This window comes from Streptomyces sp. NPDC002870 (assembly GCF_042888505.1).
Lineage (GTDB): Bacteria > Actinomycetota > Actinomycetes > Streptomycetales > Streptomycetaceae > Streptomyces.
The window spans coordinates 95,553-112,104 of record NZ_JBIAPW010000009.1 but is presented as its reverse complement, the minus strand read 5'-3'; the positions used below and the strand labels follow the sequence as shown (position 1 = coordinate 112,104).

The 16,552-nt window shown below is 69.6% G+C and carries 12 protein-coding genes and 2 pseudogenes; 10 read left to right on the top strand and 4 right to left on the bottom strand.

The features are described 5' to 3' along the window. Positions 1 to 21: 21 nt before the first annotated feature. The 9 genes from ACFYWY_RS13975 (at position 22) to ACFYWY_RS13935 (ending at position 11,063) form a co-directional block, all read left to right on the top strand. A complete protein-coding gene (locus ACFYWY_RS13975) occupies positions 22 to 879 on the top strand; it encodes a TetR family transcriptional regulator (RefSeq protein WP_389184747.1) in 858 nt (285 codons plus the stop codon). Between the two features lie 426 nt (positions 880 to 1,305). Continuing rightward, positions 1,306 to 2,643, top strand: a complete 1,338-nt coding sequence (gene ccrA, locus ACFYWY_RS13970) for a crotonyl-CoA carboxylase/reductase (protein WP_389184744.1) — start codon at positions 1,306 to 1,308, stop codon at positions 2,641 to 2,643. Between the two features lie 10 nt (positions 2,644 to 2,653). Then, positions 2,654 to 4,666: a protein meaA gene (locus ACFYWY_RS13965; RefSeq protein WP_389184742.1), complete on the top strand. Its 2,013-nt coding sequence runs from the start codon at positions 2,654 to 2,656 to the stop codon at positions 4,664 to 4,666. Next, positions 4,663 to 5,679 (top strand): HpcH/HpaI aldolase/citrate lyase family protein, encoded by a 1,017-nt coding sequence (locus tag ACFYWY_RS13960; protein WP_389184739.1) that lies wholly within the window; start codon positions 4,663 to 4,665, stop codon positions 5,677 to 5,679. Before ACFYWY_RS13965 ends, ACFYWY_RS13960 begins: the two co-directional genes overlap by 4 nt. 5 nt (positions 5,680 to 5,684) lie before the next feature. Next, positions 5,685 to 6,212: a MaoC family dehydratase gene (locus ACFYWY_RS13955; protein WP_389184736.1), complete on the top strand. Its 528-nt coding sequence runs from the start codon at positions 5,685 to 5,687 to the stop codon at positions 6,210 to 6,212. A gap of 2 nt (positions 6,213 to 6,214) precedes the next feature. Further along, positions 6,215 to 7,420 carry an acyl-CoA dehydrogenase family protein gene (locus tag ACFYWY_RS13950; RefSeq protein WP_389184733.1) on the top strand — a complete coding sequence of 402 codons (1,206 nt, stop codon included), beginning with the start codon at positions 6,215 to 6,217 and terminating at the stop codon, positions 7,418 to 7,420. 169 nt (positions 7,421 to 7,589) lie between these two features. Further along, positions 7,590 to 8,246, top strand: a complete 657-nt coding sequence (locus ACFYWY_RS13945) for a phosphatidylserine decarboxylase (RefSeq protein ID WP_389184730.1) — start codon at positions 7,590 to 7,592, stop codon at positions 8,244 to 8,246. Next, on the top strand, positions 8,239 to 9,096 hold the full coding sequence (gene pssA, locus ACFYWY_RS13940) for a CDP-diacylglycerol--serine O-phosphatidyltransferase (RefSeq protein WP_389184727.1): 858 nt from the start codon (positions 8,239 to 8,241) through the stop codon (positions 9,094 to 9,096). The genes ACFYWY_RS13945 and pssA overlap by 8 nt, the downstream gene beginning before the upstream one ends. A 131-nt stretch (positions 9,097 to 9,227) precedes the next feature. Continuing rightward, positions 9,228 to 11,063, top strand: a complete 1,836-nt coding sequence (locus tag ACFYWY_RS13935; protein ID WP_389184724.1) for an AMP-binding protein — start codon at positions 9,228 to 9,230, stop codon at positions 11,061 to 11,063. A 45-nt stretch (positions 11,064 to 11,108) separates the two neighbouring features. On the opposite strand, the gene ACFYWY_RS13930 is transcribed toward ACFYWY_RS13935, so the two are convergent. The 3 genes and pseudogenes from ACFYWY_RS13930 to ACFYWY_RS13920 form a co-directional block, all read right to left on the bottom strand. After that, a complete protein-coding gene (locus tag ACFYWY_RS13930) occupies positions 11,109 to 12,785 on the bottom strand; it encodes a GNAT family N-acetyltransferase (RefSeq protein ID WP_389184721.1) in 1,677 nt (558 codons plus the stop codon). 173 nt (positions 12,786 to 12,958) lie between these two features. Next, the gene (locus ACFYWY_RS13925; RefSeq protein WP_389184718.1) at positions 12,959 to 13,945 is read right to left on the bottom strand and encodes an NAD-dependent epimerase/dehydratase family protein; all 987 of its coding nucleotides are present in this window, start codon (positions 13,943 to 13,945) and stop codon (positions 12,959 to 12,961) included. A gap of 160 nt (positions 13,946 to 14,105) precedes the next feature. Further along, positions 14,106 to 14,897, bottom strand: a pseudogene (locus ACFYWY_RS13920) (ABC transporter substrate-binding protein); the annotation flags it as partial. A gap of 1 nt (position 14,898) precedes the next feature. On the opposite strand from ACFYWY_RS13920, the pseudogene ACFYWY_RS13915 reads away from it, so the two are divergent. Then, positions 14,899 to 15,189, top strand: a pseudogene (locus ACFYWY_RS13915) (PucR family transcriptional regulator); the annotation flags it as partial. 194 nt (positions 15,190 to 15,383) lie between these two features. Here the strand turns inward: ACFYWY_RS13915 and ACFYWY_RS13910 are convergent. Next, positions 15,384 to 16,538, bottom strand: coding sequence for a glycerate kinase (locus ACFYWY_RS13910; protein ID WP_389184715.1), 1,155 nt, complete (start codon positions 16,536 to 16,538; stop codon positions 15,384 to 15,386). Positions 16,539 to 16,552: the final 14 nt, after the last annotated feature.

The window sequence follows — 16,552 nt, the reverse complement described above, 5'->3', positions numbered from 1 at the left end:
CGAATGCAGTACGTTCAGCTCATGCCCCAGCCCGCCAAGCCCACCCGTGCCAAAGCCACGTCAGACGCTCCGGAAAGTGCCGCAGGCAGTCGCGCCGCCGCACAGCGCCTCAAGATGCGGCGCGAGCTGGCGGCCGCGGCGATGGAACTGTTCGCGACCAAGGGGTACGAGGCGACGACCGTGGACGAGATCGCCGCCACGGCCGGGGTCGCCCGCCGGACCTTCTTCCGCCACTTCCGCTCCAAGGAAGAGGCGATCTTCCCGGACCACGACGACACGCTCGTACGCGCCGAGGCGGTGCTGAACGCGGCCCCGGCCCACGAGCACCCGCTGGACACCGTGTGCCGGGGCATCAAGGAGGTCATGCGGATGTACGCGGCCTCCCCGGCCGTCTCGGTGGAGCGCTACCGCCTCACCCGTGAGGTGCCCACCCTCCGGGAGCGGGAAATCGCCTCTGTGGCCCGCTACGAGCGACTGTTCACACGCTATCTGCTGGGCCATTTCGACGAGCGCGACCACCACGACGGCAACGACGACCCGCTGCTGGCGGAGGTGGCCGCGTCCGCGGTCGTCACCGCGCACAATCACGTGCTGCGGCGCTGGCTGCGGGCGGGCGGGCAGGGGGACGTGGAGTCCCAGCTGGACCATGCGTTCGCGATCGTCCGCGACACGTTCGGCTCGGGCATCGGCGCGGGCCGCGCCCCGCAGAGCGAGCGGACCGAACGGAGCGAGCGAACCGATCGGCCTGAGCGGACCGTTCCGGCGGCGGTGTCGACGCGCACCAGCGGCGACGTGCTGGTCACGGTGGCCCGTACCGACGCACCGCTCGACGAGGTCATGCGCACCATCGAGCGGGCGCTGAGCGACGGCAAGGGCTGACCTGGGGCTCCGGCCCGGACCCCGCGCCTCGATCGCCGGCAGGGCTTGGTTTGCTCGGGGCCCCTCAAATCGCACACGAACATGTACGCAAGGTAACGGCCGCCCCTCTCGGGGCGGCCGTTGTTGCTCATGCGTGCCCGCCAGATGACAACTGAGAGAAACTCTTGGCACCCAGTGTCTTGCGAGCTGGCACAGCGTGCCATACGTTGAAGGTGTCCGGGCGGCCGGCGTGCAGAGACCATTCGTACGCCGGCTGTCCCCGCAAACCATCGTGATTGCGCGCCCGGACGCCTGCGTCACAGGCACCTCCCGCGCCCACCCGCGCTGCCACCGCACCACCCGCCGAACCGACGGCACACCTCCACAGCAGCAGCACCCCGACGTTCCCCTCAGCGTTCCCCGCAACGCGCTTCGCCGGAGGCACCCGTGAAGGAAATCCTGGACGCGATCCAATCGACGGACAGCACCCCCGCCGACTTCGCCGCACTGCCCATCCCCGACTCGTACCGCGCGGTGACCGTGCACAAGGACGAGGTCGAGATGTTCGCCGGCCTCGAAACCCGCGAGAAGGACCCCCGCAAGTCCCTCCATGTCGAGGACGTGCCGGTGCCCGAGCTCGGCCCGGGTGAGGCCCTGGTGGCGGTCATGGCCAGCTCGGTGAACTACAACTCCGTCTGGACGTCGATCTTCGAGCCGATGGCCACCTTCGGCTTCCTCGAGCGGTACGGAAAGCTCTCCGAGCTCACCAAGCGGCACGATCTGCCGTACCACGTCATAGGCTCCGACCTCTCGGGCGTGGTACTGCGCACCGGTCCGGGCGTGAACGCCTGGAAGCCCGGCGACGAGGTCGTCGCGCACTGTCTGTCCGTCGAACTGGAGTCGTCCGACGGTCACAACGACACGATGCTCGACCCCGAGCAGCGTATCTGGGGCTTCGAGACCAACTTCGGTGGTCTGGCGGAGGTCGCGCTGGTCAAGTCCAACCAGCTGATGCCCAAGCCCCAGCACCTGAGCTGGGAGGAGGCGGCGGCGCCCGGTCTCGTCAACTCCACCGCCTACCGCCAGCTCGTCTCGCGCAACGGCGCGGGCATGAAGCAGGGCGACAACGTGCTGATCTGGGGCGCGAGCGGCGGACTCGGTTCGTACGCCACCCAGTTCGCGCTGGCGGGCGGCGCCAACCCGATCTGTGTGGTCTCCAGCCCGCAGAAGGCGGACATCTGCCGCGCGATGGGCGCCGAGGCGATCATCGACCGCAACGCCGAGGACTACAAGTTCTGGAAGGACGAGCACAACCAGGACCCGCGCGAGTGGAAGCGCCTCGGCAAGCGCATCCGTGAACTCACCGGCGGCGAGGACGTGGACATCGTCTTCGAGCACCCGGGCCGCGAGACCTTCGGCGCCAGCGTGTACGTGACCCGCAAGGGCGGCACGATCGTCACCTGCGCATCGACGTCGGGCTACAACCACGAGTACGACAACCGCTATCTGTGGATGTCGCTGAAGAAGATCGTGGGCTCGCACTTCGCCAACTACCGTGAGGCGTGGGAGGCCAACCGGCTGGTCGCCAAGGGCAAGATCCACCCGACACTGTCGAAGGTCTACTCGCTCGACGACACCGGCCAGGCGGCGTACGACGTGCACCGCAACCTCCACCAGGGCAAGGTCGGCGTGCTTGCGCTCGCTCCGCGCGAGGGTCTGGGCGTGCGCGACGAGGAGCTTCGCGAGAAGCACATCGACGCCATCAACCGCTTCAGGAATGTCTGAGGTTTCATAGATGACTGAGCGCCAGAAGGACCGGCCCTGGCTCATGCGGACGTACGCCGGTCACTCGACCGCCGAGGCGTCCAACGAGCTCTACCGGCGCAACCTCGCCAAGGGGCAGACCGGCCTGTCCGTCGCATTCGACCTGCCCACGCAGACGGGCTACGACCCCGACCACATCCTCGCCCGCGGCGAGGTCGGCCGGGTCGGGGTCCCCGTCTCGCACCTCGGCGACATGCGGCGGCTGTTCCAGGACATCCCGCTGGAGCAGATGAACACCTCAATGACGATCAACGCCACCGCGATGTGGCTGCTGGCGCTCTACCAGGTGGTCGCCGAGGAGCAGGGCGTCGACATCACCAAGCTCCAGGGGACGACTCAGAACGACATCGTCAAGGAGTACCTGTCGCGCGGGACGCATGTCTTCCCGCCCGGCCCTTCGCTGCGCCTGACCACCGACATGATCACGTACACGGTGGCCAACATCCCCAAGTGGAACCCGATCAACATCTGCAGCTACCACCTGCAGGAGGCCGGAGCCACTCCGGTCCAGGAGATCTCGTACGCGATGGCCACCGCGGTCGCCGTGCTGGACGCGGTCCGGGACTCCGGCCAGGTGCCCGCCGAGAAGTTCGGCGATGTGGTCGCGCGTATCTCCTTCTTCGTGAACGCGGGCGTCCGCTTCGTCGAGGAGATGTGCAAGATGCGCGCCTTCGGCCGCATCTGGGACCAGATCACCCGCGAGCGGTACGGCATCGAGAACGAGAAGCACCGCCGCTTCCGCTACGGCGTCCAGGTCAACTCCCTCGGTCTGACCGAGGCCCAGCCGGAGAACAACGTCCAGCGCATCGTCCTCGAGATGCTGGCCGTCACCCTCTCCAAGGACGCACGCGCCCGGGCCGTACAACTCCCCGCCTGGAATGAGGCGTTGGGGCTCCCGCGCCCCTGGGACCAGCAGTGGTCGCTCCGTATCCAGCAGGTGCTGGCGCACGAGAGCGACCTGCTGGAGTACGAGGACATCTTCGCGGGCTCGCACGTCATCGAGGCCAAGGTGGCCTCCCTGGTCACCGAGTGCCTCGCCGAGATGAACCGGATACAGGAGATGGGCGGCGCCATGGCGGCCGTCGAGTCCGGCTATCTCAAGTCGCAGCTGGTCTCCTCGCACGCCGAGCGCCGCGCCCGGATCGAGGCCGGCGACGAGAAGATCGTCGGCGTGAACATCTTCAAGACCACCGAGGAGAACCCGCTCACCGCGGATCTCGACACGGCGATCATGACGGTCGACCCGGCCAACGAGGCACGCGTCGTCACGAAGCTCCACGAGTGGCGCGACAACCGTGACGAGGCCCGGGCGACGGATGCCCTGGCCGCGCTGAAGAAGGCCGCTGCGGGCTCCGAGAACCTCATGGCCGCGACCGTGGAGTGCGTCCGTGCGGGTGTCACCACCGGCGAGTGGTCGTGGGCGCTGCGGGATGTCTTCGGCGAGTTCCGCGCGCCGACGGGCGTGTCCAGCGCACCCGTCGCGGTGACCGCAGAGGCGGGCACGCCGCTCGCCGTCGTACGGGAGAAGGTGACCCGTACGGCCGATGAGCTCGGCTCCGGAAGGCTGCGGCTGCTGGTCGGCAAGCCCGGCCTGGACGGGCACTCCAACGGCGCCGAGCAGATCGCCGTACGCGCCCGCGACGCGGGCTTCGAGGTGGTCTACCAGGGCATCCGGCTCACACCCGAGCAGATAGTCAACGCCGCCCTCGCGGAGGACGTGCACTGCGTGGGCCTCTCCATCCTGTCCGGTTCGCACGCCGAGCTGGTGCCGGACGTGCTGGACCGGCTGCGCGAGGCCGGCGCGGCAGACATTCCGGTGATCGTCGGCGGGATCATCCCGAACGCCGACGCCGCAGATCTGAAGGCGGCGGGTGTGGCCGCCGTCTTCACCCCGAAGGACTTCGGCATTACCGAGATCATCGGCCGTATCGTCGACGAGATCCGGAAAGCGAACAAGCTCGACCCTCTGGAGGTCCCCGCATGACCGCCCACCCGTCGCCCACCACCGCCCTGCCTGTCGGTCGCTCCGCGCCCGGCCCCTCGGATCACCGTCTCCGTCCGCGTCGCTCGTGCCTGGCTGTTCCTGGCTCGAACCCGCGCTTCCTGGAGAAGGCCCAGGGCCTGCCTGCCGACCAGGTCTTCCTGGACCTGGAGGACGCCTGCGCGCCGCTCGCCAAGCCGGAAGCCCGGCACACCATCGTGAAGTTCCTCAACGAGGGCGACTGGACGGGCAAGACCAGGGTCGTACGGGTCAACGACTGGACGACCGAGTGGACGTACCGGGACGTGGTGACGGTCGTGGAGGGCGCGGGCCCCAACCTCGACTGCATCATGCTGCCGAAGGTCCAGGACGCCCAGCAGGTCGTCGCGCTCGACCTCCTCCTCACCCAGATCGAGAAGACGATGGGCTTCGAGGTCGGGAAGATCGGCATCGAGGCGCAGATCGAGAACGCCAAGGGCCTGGTCAACGTCGACGAGATCGCGGCCGCCTCGCCGCGCGTCGAGACGATCATCTTCGGCCCGGCCGACTTCATGGCGTCGATCAACATGAAGTCCCTGGTCGTGGGCGAGCAGCCGCCCGGCTACCCGGCGGACGCGTACCACTACATCCTCATGCGGATCCTGATGGCCGCCCGGACCCACAACCTCCAGGCGATCGACGGCCCCTACCTGCAGATCAAGAACGTCGACGGCTACCGCGAGGTCGCCGGCCGTGCGGCGGCCCTCGGCTTCGACGGCAAGTGGGTGCTGCACCCGGGGCAGGTGGACGCCGCGAACGAGGTCTTCTCGCCCTCGCAGGAGGACTTCGACCACGCCGAGCTGATCCTCGACGCGTACGAGTACTTCACGTCAGAGGCGGGCGGCAAGAAGGGTTCGGCGATGCTCGGCGACGAGATGATCGACGAGGCCAGCCGCAAGATGGCGCTCGTCATCTCGGGCAAGGGGCGGGCCGCCGGCATGCAGCGCACGTCCAAGTTCGAAGCTCCGGAGGCGTAAGCATCATGCAGTTCGGCCGCACCTACGAAGAGTTCACCGTCGGGGACGTCTACAAGCACTGGCCCGGAAAGACGGTCACGGAGTACGACGACCACCTCTTCTGTCTGCTCACGATGAACCACCACCCCCTCCACATGGACACCAACTATGCGGAGAAGACGACGGACTTCGGCAAGAACGTCGTCGTGGGCAACTACATCTACTCGCTCCTCCTCGGCATGTCGGTCCCGGACGTCTCGGGCAAGGCCATCGCCAACCTGGAGGTCGAGTCGCTCAAGCACGTGGCGCCGACCTTCCACGGAGACACGATCTACGGCGAGACGACGGTCCTCGACAAGACGCCGTCCCGCTCGAAGAGCGACCGCGGAATCGTCTACGTCGAGACCAAGGGCTACAAGCAGGACGGCACCCTCGTCTGCGTCTTCCGGCGCAAGGTGATGGTCCCGACCGAGACGTACATCAAGGAGCGCGGCGGCGAGCAGCCCGGCCGCCCGGAGCTGCTGGACACTCCGAAGAAGACGCAGGAGAAGTAACCATGAGCCGACTCGCCCAGACTCACGGTCTGACCGACGTCCAGCAGGAAATCCTGGCCACCGTCCGGGACTTCGTCGACAAGGAGATCCTCCCCGTCGCGACCGAGCTGGAACACCGCGACGAGTACCCGACACAGATCGTCGAAGGCCTCAAGGAACTCGGCCTGTTCGGGCTGATGATTCCGGAGGAGTACGGCGGTCTGGGCGAGTCGCTCCTCACGTACGCGCTGTGCGTCGAGGAGATCGCCCGCGGCTGGATGTCCGTCTCGGGCATCATCAACACGCACTTCATCGTGGCGTACATGCTCAAGCAGCACGGCACACAGGAGCAGAAGGACACCTTCCTGCCGCGGATGGCGCTGGGCGAGGTGCGCGGCGCGTTCTCGATGTCCGAGCCGGCTCTGGGCTCCGACGTGTCGGCCATCACGTCCAAGGGCGTCAAGGACGGCGACGAGTATGTCCTGACCGGCCAGAAGATGTGGCTCACGAACGGCGGAACGTCCAATCTGGTCGCCGTTCTGTGCCGGAGTGACGAAGGACACCCGGAGGGCACCGCCCCCCACAAGTCGATGACGACCTTCCTCGTCGAGAAGGAGCCCGGCTTCGGAGAGGTCCGCCCCGGCCTCACCATCCCTGGGAAGATCGACAAGATGGGCTACAAGGGCGTCGACACGACCGAGCTCATCATGGACGGACTGCGCATTCCGGCCGATCGGGTACTCGGCGGCACCACCGGCCGAGGGTTTTACCAAATGATGGACGGCGTCGAAGTCGGCCGCGTCAATGTCGCGGCCCGTGGCTGTGGCGTCGCGCAGCGCGCCTTCGAGCTGGGCGTGTCATACGCCCAGCAGCGTCATACCTTCGGCAAGGCGATCGCTCAGCACCAGGCGATTCAGTTCAAGCTGGCCGAGATGGCTACCAAGGTCGAGGCCGCCCATGCGATGATGGTGAACGCGGCACGCAAAAAGGACTCCGGGGAGCGAAACGACCTGGAGGCAGGGATGGCGAAGTACCTCGCCTCCGAGTATTGCAAGGAAGTCGTCGAGGACGCCTTCCGCATCCATGGCGGCTACGGCTTCTCCAAGGAGTACGAGATCGAGCGCCTCTACCGCGAGGCGCCGATGCTGCTGATCGGTGAGGGTACCGCCGAGATCCAGAAAATGATCATTGGTCGTCGGCTGCTCGAGGAGTACCGATTCCAGGGTTGATTGTCGCGCTTGAGCCGGTACGGCCGCGAAGAGGATCACACCCTGTTATCGTCTTCCGGCCGCCGACTCGGCCGTCGGCTTTCCCAGTTGTGGCTCACAACCGATAGCATCGCCGGAAAGCCGCCGTCCCCCGTTGCCAGCGCGGCATCATCCGCTACGAAGGTCATCCATGCCCCACAGCCAAACCTCTGCACCACGCGACAGCCTCCGTGGCGTACGCCTTGCGCGCGGAGCATCGCCGTGGCTTCTGCCGACCGTCGCCACCGCTGCACTCAGCCTGGCCCGCTCGCGCCGTTCGAGGCGCGCCGCGGCCATCGCCGTGCCCGCCACCGCGCTTGCGGCGGGCATGCTGTGGTTCTTCCGCGACCCCGAGCGCGAGATCGCCCAGGGCCGGGTCATCTCCCCCGCCGACGGTGTGGTGCAGAGCATCATGCCGTGGAAGGACGGACGCACCCGCGTCGCGATCTTCATGAGCCCGCTGAACGTCCACGTCAACCGCGCTCCCCTCGCGGGCACGGTGACGTCCGTCGAGCACGTCCCCGGCGGTTTTGTGCCGGCGTTCAACAAGGAGAGCGAGAACAACGAGCGCGTTGTCTGGCACTTCGACACCGAGCTCGGCGACATCGAGATGGTGCAGATCGCGGGTGCCGTCGCCCGCCGTATCGTCCCGTACATCCCGCAGGGGACCAAGGTCGAGCAGGGCGAGCGCATTGGTCTGATCCGCTTCGGATCGCGCGTTGACATCTACCTTCCGGAAGGTGTCGACGTCGCTGTCGAGGTCGGTCAGACCACGACCGCGGGGGTGACTCGAATTGACCGTGATTGATCCTGACACACAGGCCGGCTGGGCCGCCGAGGCGGCGGACGAGGACGACGCGGAGGACATGCCGCTCTCGCTGCGGCTGTCAATAGCGGACACCCTCACGCTGGGTAACGCCACGTGTGGCTTCATGGCGGTGTACTTCACCACCACCGGGATCCTCATCCCGCACCTCACCGGCAGCAACGAGAGCGGCATGGCGCGCAACAGCGCCGCCACCGCCGTGATTCTGATGCTGCTGGCGGCGATCTTCGATCTCTGTGACGGGCTCGTGGCGCGCAAGCTGCGCAGTTCGCCGATGGGCGCGGAGCTGGACAACCTCTCCGACCTGATCAGCTTCGGGCTGGCCCCCGCGTACTTCGTACTCGTGTACGGAATGGTCGCGGACGACGCCCAGCAGAAGGTCTCGGCGGTGGCCGCGATCGTCGTGCTGCTGGCGGTGGTGCTGCGGCTTGCGAGATTCTCGTGCGTGACCATGAAGGACGGCATGTTCCAGGGCATGCCGAGCCCCTTCGGCGCGCTCACGGTCGTCTCGATCATCCTGCTCGAGCTGCCGTTCATCCCGACTCTGCTGGCGATCATCGGCACGGCATGGCTGATGGTGAGCCGGGTCGAGTACCCCAAGCCGCGGGGTGTCCTCGCGGTCGCGATGCTCGGCTGGATCGTCTCCGCGATGGGGATGCTGGCGGCGTGGGCGTTCGACGCCCCGGGCGGACAGGTGCTGCTCCAGACCGGCTGCGCACTGCAGATCGTGATGGCGGCGACGATCCCGCTCTTCGCGACGGCGCGCCGGGTGAACACCTTCCGCGACAACCGCCGCGAGAGCCGCGAGGCAAGGGCGGCTCAGCTCCCCTAGGGCAGTGCGCCAGAACAGTGCTTACGCCCCCTGTGCCCCAGCGGGCATGGTGGGACCCAAGGCGAGGGCCCGGGTGCGATCCGCACCCGGGCCCTCGTCATGCCCCGCGTCCTCTGGAATGATCGACCGTCATGTCAGGGGGAACGCTTCACCAACTGTTCGAGGACCGGGTACGGAGCGAGCCGGACCGTACCGCCGTGATCACCGACCGCGCCCGGCTGAGCTACCGGCAGCTGGACGCAAGAGCCAACCGGCTGGCCCGGCATCTCGTCGAGACCCTGCGGCTGCCGGCCGGTGGCCTCGTCGTCATACGCATGTTGCGGGCGCCCGATGTGCTGATCGCCGTCCTGGGCGTGCTCAAGGCGGGCGGTGCGTACGCCGTCATCGGGCCCGACCAGCCGGAGCCTCCGTTCCTGGCCAATGCCAGGGCCGTCATCACGCATCAGGCGCAGCTGGCCCGCATCGACGACAGGGGGCGGCGGGTCATCACTCTGGACGGCGACGCCGCGGCCATCGAGGCCCACTCGGGCGAACCGTTCGACGAACCCGCCGCCACCGGCTGGAGAGCCGTCGTGCTGTTCACCGCCGGGACCACGGGCAAGCGCCGCCCCGTCACCGCATCGCACAAGCAGCTGCGGGCAGCGTACGACGCCTGGGCCGAGGTCTACCGGCTCACGCAGGAGGACCAGGTGCTGGTGACGGCAGTGCCGGACACCACCGAGTTCACCGGCGGCTGGATACGGACCCTCGGCTCGGGCGCCACGCTGGTGCTCTCCCGGCGCAAGGCGATCACCGTCGCCGACACCGATCCCCTCACCTCGGCCTCGCTGCTCGACGGCCGCAAGGAGCTGCCGGAGCTGCGACTGGTCGCGGTGGGCGGGGAACGGCTGCGGCTCGACGAACAGGTGCGCCTCCAGCGGCGGCTCGTGCCCGGCGCGCGGCTGATCAGTGTGTACGGGCCGACCGAGGCCTTCGGATGCGGCACCTGGTTCGAGACCGGCCAGCTGCCGGGCCCGGTCGAGAATCCCGAGCGGCACGCGTATCTCGGGCAGCCGTTCCCCGGCTGCGAGGCGCGGATCCGCAAGGGGCAGGTCTGGCTGACGCCTCCCGGTGGCGGTGAAGCCGTGCCCACCGGGGATCTGGGGCGGCGGGACGGCGAGGGTCCCCTGGAGTTCCGGGGCCGGATGGCGCACCGGGTCAAGGTCGACGGACGGACCGTCGACACCTACCGCGTGGAGGCCGCGCTGGCCGGGCATCCCAAGATCCGCGAGTCCGTCGTGGACGCGGGCGGCGGGCAGCTGATCGCCTATGTACTGCCCGCCTCGGGGAGCGCGCCGGGTGCGGAGACCGTACGGAGCCATCTCACCGGCGCCGTACCTACGGCGGACATCCCGCGCACCGTGGTGCCGATCAAGTCCCTGCCGCGCAACAGCGCCGGAAAGGTCGACCGCAAGGCGCTGGTGAAGCCGCCCGTGCGGTCCGCGGCGGGCAACAAGAGCGGGAGCAAGGGCGGCGGCCCGCTCACATCCGAGGACCGGGCGGCCGTCGGGCTGGCCGTGGCGCTCCCGGTCGCGATCATGTCGTTCTTCTTCACCGACGTCATCTGGCCCGGCTCCACCGATCTCTCCCTGGTGCCCGACCCTTGGGCGTGGTTCTTCCGGGGTCTGTATCTCGCTGAGAGCCTGGCCCTCGCGGCCGGTGTGGGGTTCCTGATCGGCGGGCGGCCGCTGATGTCGAGCCGGGGCAGGCCGCGAGGGCTGACCACGGCGGCCCATCTGGCCATCGTCTGGCTGCTCGCATCCTGGTGGCCGCAGGACAATCTGTACCGGCTGGCGGCCAAACAGGACTGGCCGCGGCAGGCGGCGCTCGTCTACACCTTCAATGTCCCGCTGATGATCGCGGCGGGTGTGGTGGCGGCCTGGGCGGTGTGGGGCGGGCTGAGGTCCGACACCGAGAGTGAGGGCTGAGGAGTCAGGGCTGAGGAGTCAGGGCTGAGGCTGAGGAGTGAGCATTCAGCCGAACAGCCCGGCCAGATCCGTGCTCGCGGCGCGCACCAGCGCTTCGGCGGCGTCCAGCCGGCCGACCGTGCGGGCGGCGACGAGCACGCCCACGTACGGATCGGGCTCGTAGCCCGCCGTGGGGATCGACGGGATGAGAACCGCGTCGATCCCCGCGCAGCGCTCGGTCAACTCCCTTAAGAACGCGATCAGTTCGGTCTCGGGCAGTCGGGCGCCGAGCGGGACGCGGTCGAGGGAGCGTACGAGGTGGTCGCCGCCGCGGGTCTCGTCGAGGCGCAGCTTCGCCATGAAGGCCGCGGAAGGTCCGGTGAGACGGAGGTTGATCTCGGTCGGGGCGAGCCTGCCTCCGGGGCCGGTCACGAAGTCGACGTCGTACCAGCCGCGATAGCCGGTGGCGGCGAGCTCACGGCCGACCGCGCGCCCGAACCGCAGGGCGTGCGCGGCGAGTTCTTCCGGCACGGCGCCGGGGCCCACCGTGGCCCCCTGATAGGCCGTGTCCGCGACGTCCATGGCCGCGACGCCCACATCGTGCACCTGGCCATCGCCGTCCACCAGGCCGTCGTACGTCGGATCGCTCGGCGTTCCGTCGCCCGCCACGTACTCCTCGAGCAGCACCGGACCGCGCGGCAGCGAGCGCGCGCGGGCGCGGCGTTTCAGCACACGGGTGCCCGAACCGCCCGCGCCGTGCTCGGACTTGACGACGGTGGCCGTTCCGGAGCGGGCCCGTGCGGCGATCAGCCGGGCCGCCTCGCGGCGGGTGGCGGGCGTCCACTGCTCGGGCACGGCGATGCCCGGATGGTCAGGGGCCAGCCGGCGGAAGAGGGTGTGGGAGGCCCGTTTGGACTCGTACCGCAGCGCTCCTGGTGGGAGCCCGCGTCCGGACAGCTCGCCGGACGCGTCGGTGTGGCCCCAGGGCACGAAGGGCAGACCGAGCCCGCGCAGGTGCCGGACCAGGGCGGGTCGGGTCAGCACATCGGGTCCGGTGAGCTCCTCGTACACCTCGACCTGGCCCCAGCCGAGCTGCCGCGCCACCAGGGCGGTCCACTCGCCGGGGACGGGCCTGGGCAGGACGAGCGCCGCCGGGTGCGGGCTCGCGAACGCGGCCAGGCAGGCGTAGTGCCCGGCCGCCCGGCGCGCCTCCTGCGTCACCTCGCCGAACTGGCCCTGGAACTCTGCGACATTGCCCAGGTGCACCGCCCGTCGCCCGCCCGTCCAAGCCTGCGCCCAGTCGGCGCGCGGCGTCAGCGTCACCTCCAGGCGCGGCAGCGGCCCCTCTCCGGCCGGGACCGGTCGTGCGCCCAGCGCCCGGTAGAAAGGCTCGGCGTGCGGGTCTGAGTCGATGGTCAGCCGCTTGAAGCCCAGCTCCCGGGCGATGTCGAGGACATGCGCGTAGAGCGTTCTGCCGATGCCCCCGCCGATCGCCGACGGTTCGACGAAGAGCAGCCCGAGCACGCCGTCCGGCGGCCGACCCTCCAGTGACGTGACGCCGAGGACCGCGGTGTCGTCCTCGGCGACGACGATCCGGCGTGCCGTCAACTCCTCTGGTTCGATGGTGAGTTCGTCGCGGCACGTCGCCAGGAACGCCGCGTCGTAACCCCAGTGCGCCTTGGAGCGCAGCACCAGGGCGGTCAGGGCGTCGGCCTCATCGGGACGGGCGTCACGTATCCACACGCGGCGACCTTAGCCCCTGATCCACCGGTCGGCTTCTGAAGTGATCTTCTGAGGCACGGTCAGTTCCCGGAGGAACTTCCGATGCACCGCGTGCAGTTGCAGGTCAAGACCGTAGGTGAACGAGGCCGCGATGCATGGTCGGGGCGTTCCGCGAACAGCAGGAGACCAAAGCGTCAGCCGAGAGCGTCGAGCAACGCGCGCTCGCGCTTGACGCTGAGGCCGGCACGTCTTGCCCGGTCCAGACCCTGCTCGCGTTCCCAGAGCAGCGTGTCGGCCAGCAGCTCCGCCCGGGCCCGATGACGGAGCCCCGCGGCGCGCGCCGCAGACCCGTTCCGGGCCGACCACCCTGTCCAGCCCGGCTCGACCACCCACATCGGCAGCGACTCGGTCCCCATGAACTCGGCCACGCCGTTCTCGAGCAGCCATGCCGAGTCGGCGGTGACCACCGGACCAGTGTGCTCGCCAATGGCGCGGGACAGCTCAATCCACTCTCCGAACGGAACGACCGGACCGACAGCGTTGTATGTGCCGGTGCTCCCCGTCTCCGCGGCGTCGAGCAGCCATGCCGTGAGGTCCCGCACATCGACTGCCTGCGTCGGCGCGGCCGGTGCATCGGGAACCAGCATCGGCCCTTGCGGATCGCGTGCGGCACGGGCCACCCAGTAGCCGGAGCGTCCGCTGTGATCGCCGGGGCCGCCGATGAGACCGGCGCGTGCGATGAGGAGGCGGTCGCCCACGACAGCCGTCGACGCCTGCTCGCAGGCGACCTTCGCCTCGCCGTACAACGCGCGGTCGACCTCGCTTCTGTCGGTCGGAGCAAGGAGTGCCGCGGACTCGTCCGCGTCCGGCGTGGCATGGGAGGCGTAGGCGCTGACGGAGGAGACATAGACCCAGTGCCTGGCCCTGCCGCCCAGTGCGTCGAGTGCCTCACGAACGAAGCCGGGCTGCCAGGACACCTCGATGACCGCATCCCATTCGCGGTCGAGCAGTGGTTCGTACGCCGAAGGATCGCGCCGGTCGGCGGCCACCAGCGTCGCTCCGTCCGCGACTTCTCCGCTTTCGCCGCGAGCGAGGCACGTCACCCGATGGCCACGCTCCATCGCCTGCCGGGACAGCTCCCGGCCCACCCATGCTGTTCCGCCCAGAACCAGGATCTCCATCCCGACACCCAAGCACCGCGAACAGCCTGTACCCAGGCGGGTTCGCTGACAGCGGACCCGACGGGGGCTCCGCCCCGGCCCCCGCTCTCAATCTCCCCCAGACTCCGTCCGGGGGAGATTGAGGACAACGCCCGAAGGGCGGGCCCCCCGGTTCCGGAGGTCAGCCACCCGCCTTGTACGACTCCGCCGCCTTCGCCACCGTCGCGGGCTGCACCACCTTCAGACCGCCCGGGACCTTGCTGTCCGGCTTCATGATCAGGCTCTGCCGGGTGGAGGGGGCAGCGGGGTCGGAGAAGTCGTGCGTGATGCCGAAGCCGCTGTCGTACGAGGTCAGGGTCAGCAGCGCCTTGTCGATGCCCGCCCGGGTCAGGTCCTTGTCCGCGCAGGCCTTCTTGAGGACCTCGCCGTACACGCTCGCGGCGGTGTAGCCCGCGACCACGCCGTTGTCCAAACCGTCCTTGGGGTACGCGGCCTTGTACTCCCTCGCCAGCTTCGCCGGACCCGCGTCCGGCGCGCCGATGGGGAGGGTGGAGGCCGCGACGTAGTAGTCCTTCGTCAGCGCGGGCGCCGCCGGAGTGCCCAGCAGCTGGGGCGCGAAGGCCGAGTTGTTGCCGATCATGGGGACCTTGAAGCCGCCCGCCGCGGCGACGCCGACCAGGGATGCCGCCTGGCGCGGCCCCGCGCTGATCAGGACCGCCTTGACGCCTGCCTTCTTGAGCGCGGAGACCTGCGCCGACATGTCGTTGTCGGTCGGCTTGATCTTCTGCTCGACGATGGTCAGACCGGCCTGCTGCGCCGCGTACTTGGCGCCCTTCAGAGCGTTCTCGCCGTAGTCGCCCTCGAAGTAGACATGACCGATCTTGTCGCCCTTGGCGACGCGCTTCTGGCTGAGCAGATAGTCGACCGCGTTGATCGTCTCGATGTCGTACGTCGCGCCCACGACCCGGATGTACCCCACGGCGCTGGTGGTGAGCCAGCCGGAACTGGCGGCCCGCCTGATCGCGGACGTCTTCGGCCCGCTCCTGGACCTGGACCCGGCGGACCGCGCGGTGCTGCTGGAGACGCTGGACGCGTGGCTGGAGTGCGGGGGCTCGGCGGGGCGGGCGGCGACGCGGCTGTACTGCCACCGGAACACGGTGTTCAACCGCCTGCGCCGCCTGGAGCAGCTGACGTCGAGGTCGTTGTCGCGCCCGCGGGACCTGATCGAGATGACGCTGGCGCTGGACGCGTTCCGGCTGGGGTGAGGGTCCCTGGGGGGCGGGCTCTGGGGGGGCGGGCTCTGGCGTGCTGACCCGGGGGCCTGCGGGGTGCGGCTCGGCGGGAATGCGGGGTGCGGGCTCGGCGCCTGGGCCCGGTCCCGGGTGCCGGGGCCGTTGCCCGGGCCGGTGCCCGGGCCGGTGCCTGTGCCGGGAAAAGACCCGCCCGCACCCGGGCCCTCCTACGTCAGGAAATCCCTCGCGATGTTCTCCGCCACCCGCTCCAGCAGCGGTCCCGCCTCCGCCATGCTCCGCGCCGGGTCCGGCTCCAGTTCCGTCAAGGCGTACGCCCGCCGGATGCCCGCGCGGCCCAACGCCTCCGGCAGCAGCGCCAGACGGCCGCAGACCGCCACCACCTCGATGTTCTGCGCGCGGGCCGCCGCCGCCACACCCGCCGGGGCCTTGCCGTGAAGGGTCTGCTCGTCGAGGGAACCCTCGCCCGTGATCACCAGCGTCGCCCGCGACAGCGCCCGGGCGAAGCCGAGCACGTCGAGCATGACCTCGATACCCGCCCGGAAGCTCGCGCCGAGGCCGACCAGCGCGCCGTAGCCGATCCCGCCCGCCGCGCCCGCGCCGGGCAAGAGCGCGTACTCGGCGGCCTTGGAGCCGACGGACGCCTGAAGGACGGACGCGTAATGGGCGAGCGCCGCGTCAAGCGTGGCGACGTCCTCGGGGCTCGCGCCCTTCTGCGGTCCGTACACCGCCGACGCCCCCTTCGGCCCCGTCAGCGGGTTGTCCACGTCGCTCGCGAGGACCAGCTCCACGTCCTTGAAGCGCGGGTCGAGGCCGGACAGGTCCGCCGACGCCAGGTCGCGCAGACCGCCGCCGCCCGGGGAGACCGGCTCGCCGGCCGCGTCCAGGAAGCGCGCGCCGAGCGCCGCCAGCATGCCCGCGCCGCCGTCCGTCGTCGCGCTGCCGCCGACGCCGAAGACGATCGTCCGCGCCCCCGCGTCGAGCGCGGCGCTGAGCAGCTCGCCCGAGCCGTACGTCGTCGAGGTGAGCGGCGCGAACACACCCGCCGGCAGGTGCTGGAGGCCCGACGCCTCCGCCATCTCCACCACCGCGGTGCCGTCCCGCAGGGCGTACGCCGCCGTCAGGGGCTCCCCGAGCGGCCCGGTCACCCGGACCTCGCGGCGTTCGAATCCCGCCGCCACCGCCGCCGCGACGGTGCCGTCGCCGCCGTCCGCGACGGGCAGCGTCTCGACCGCCAGACCGGGCACCACCCGCTGGAGGCCCGCCCTCACCCGCTCCGCGACCTGTACGGCCGTGAGCGAGCCCTTGAACTTGTCAGCCGCGACGAGGACGTGCGCGGGCTGAATAACTGCTCCGTTCGTCACCTTGCTATCCCTTG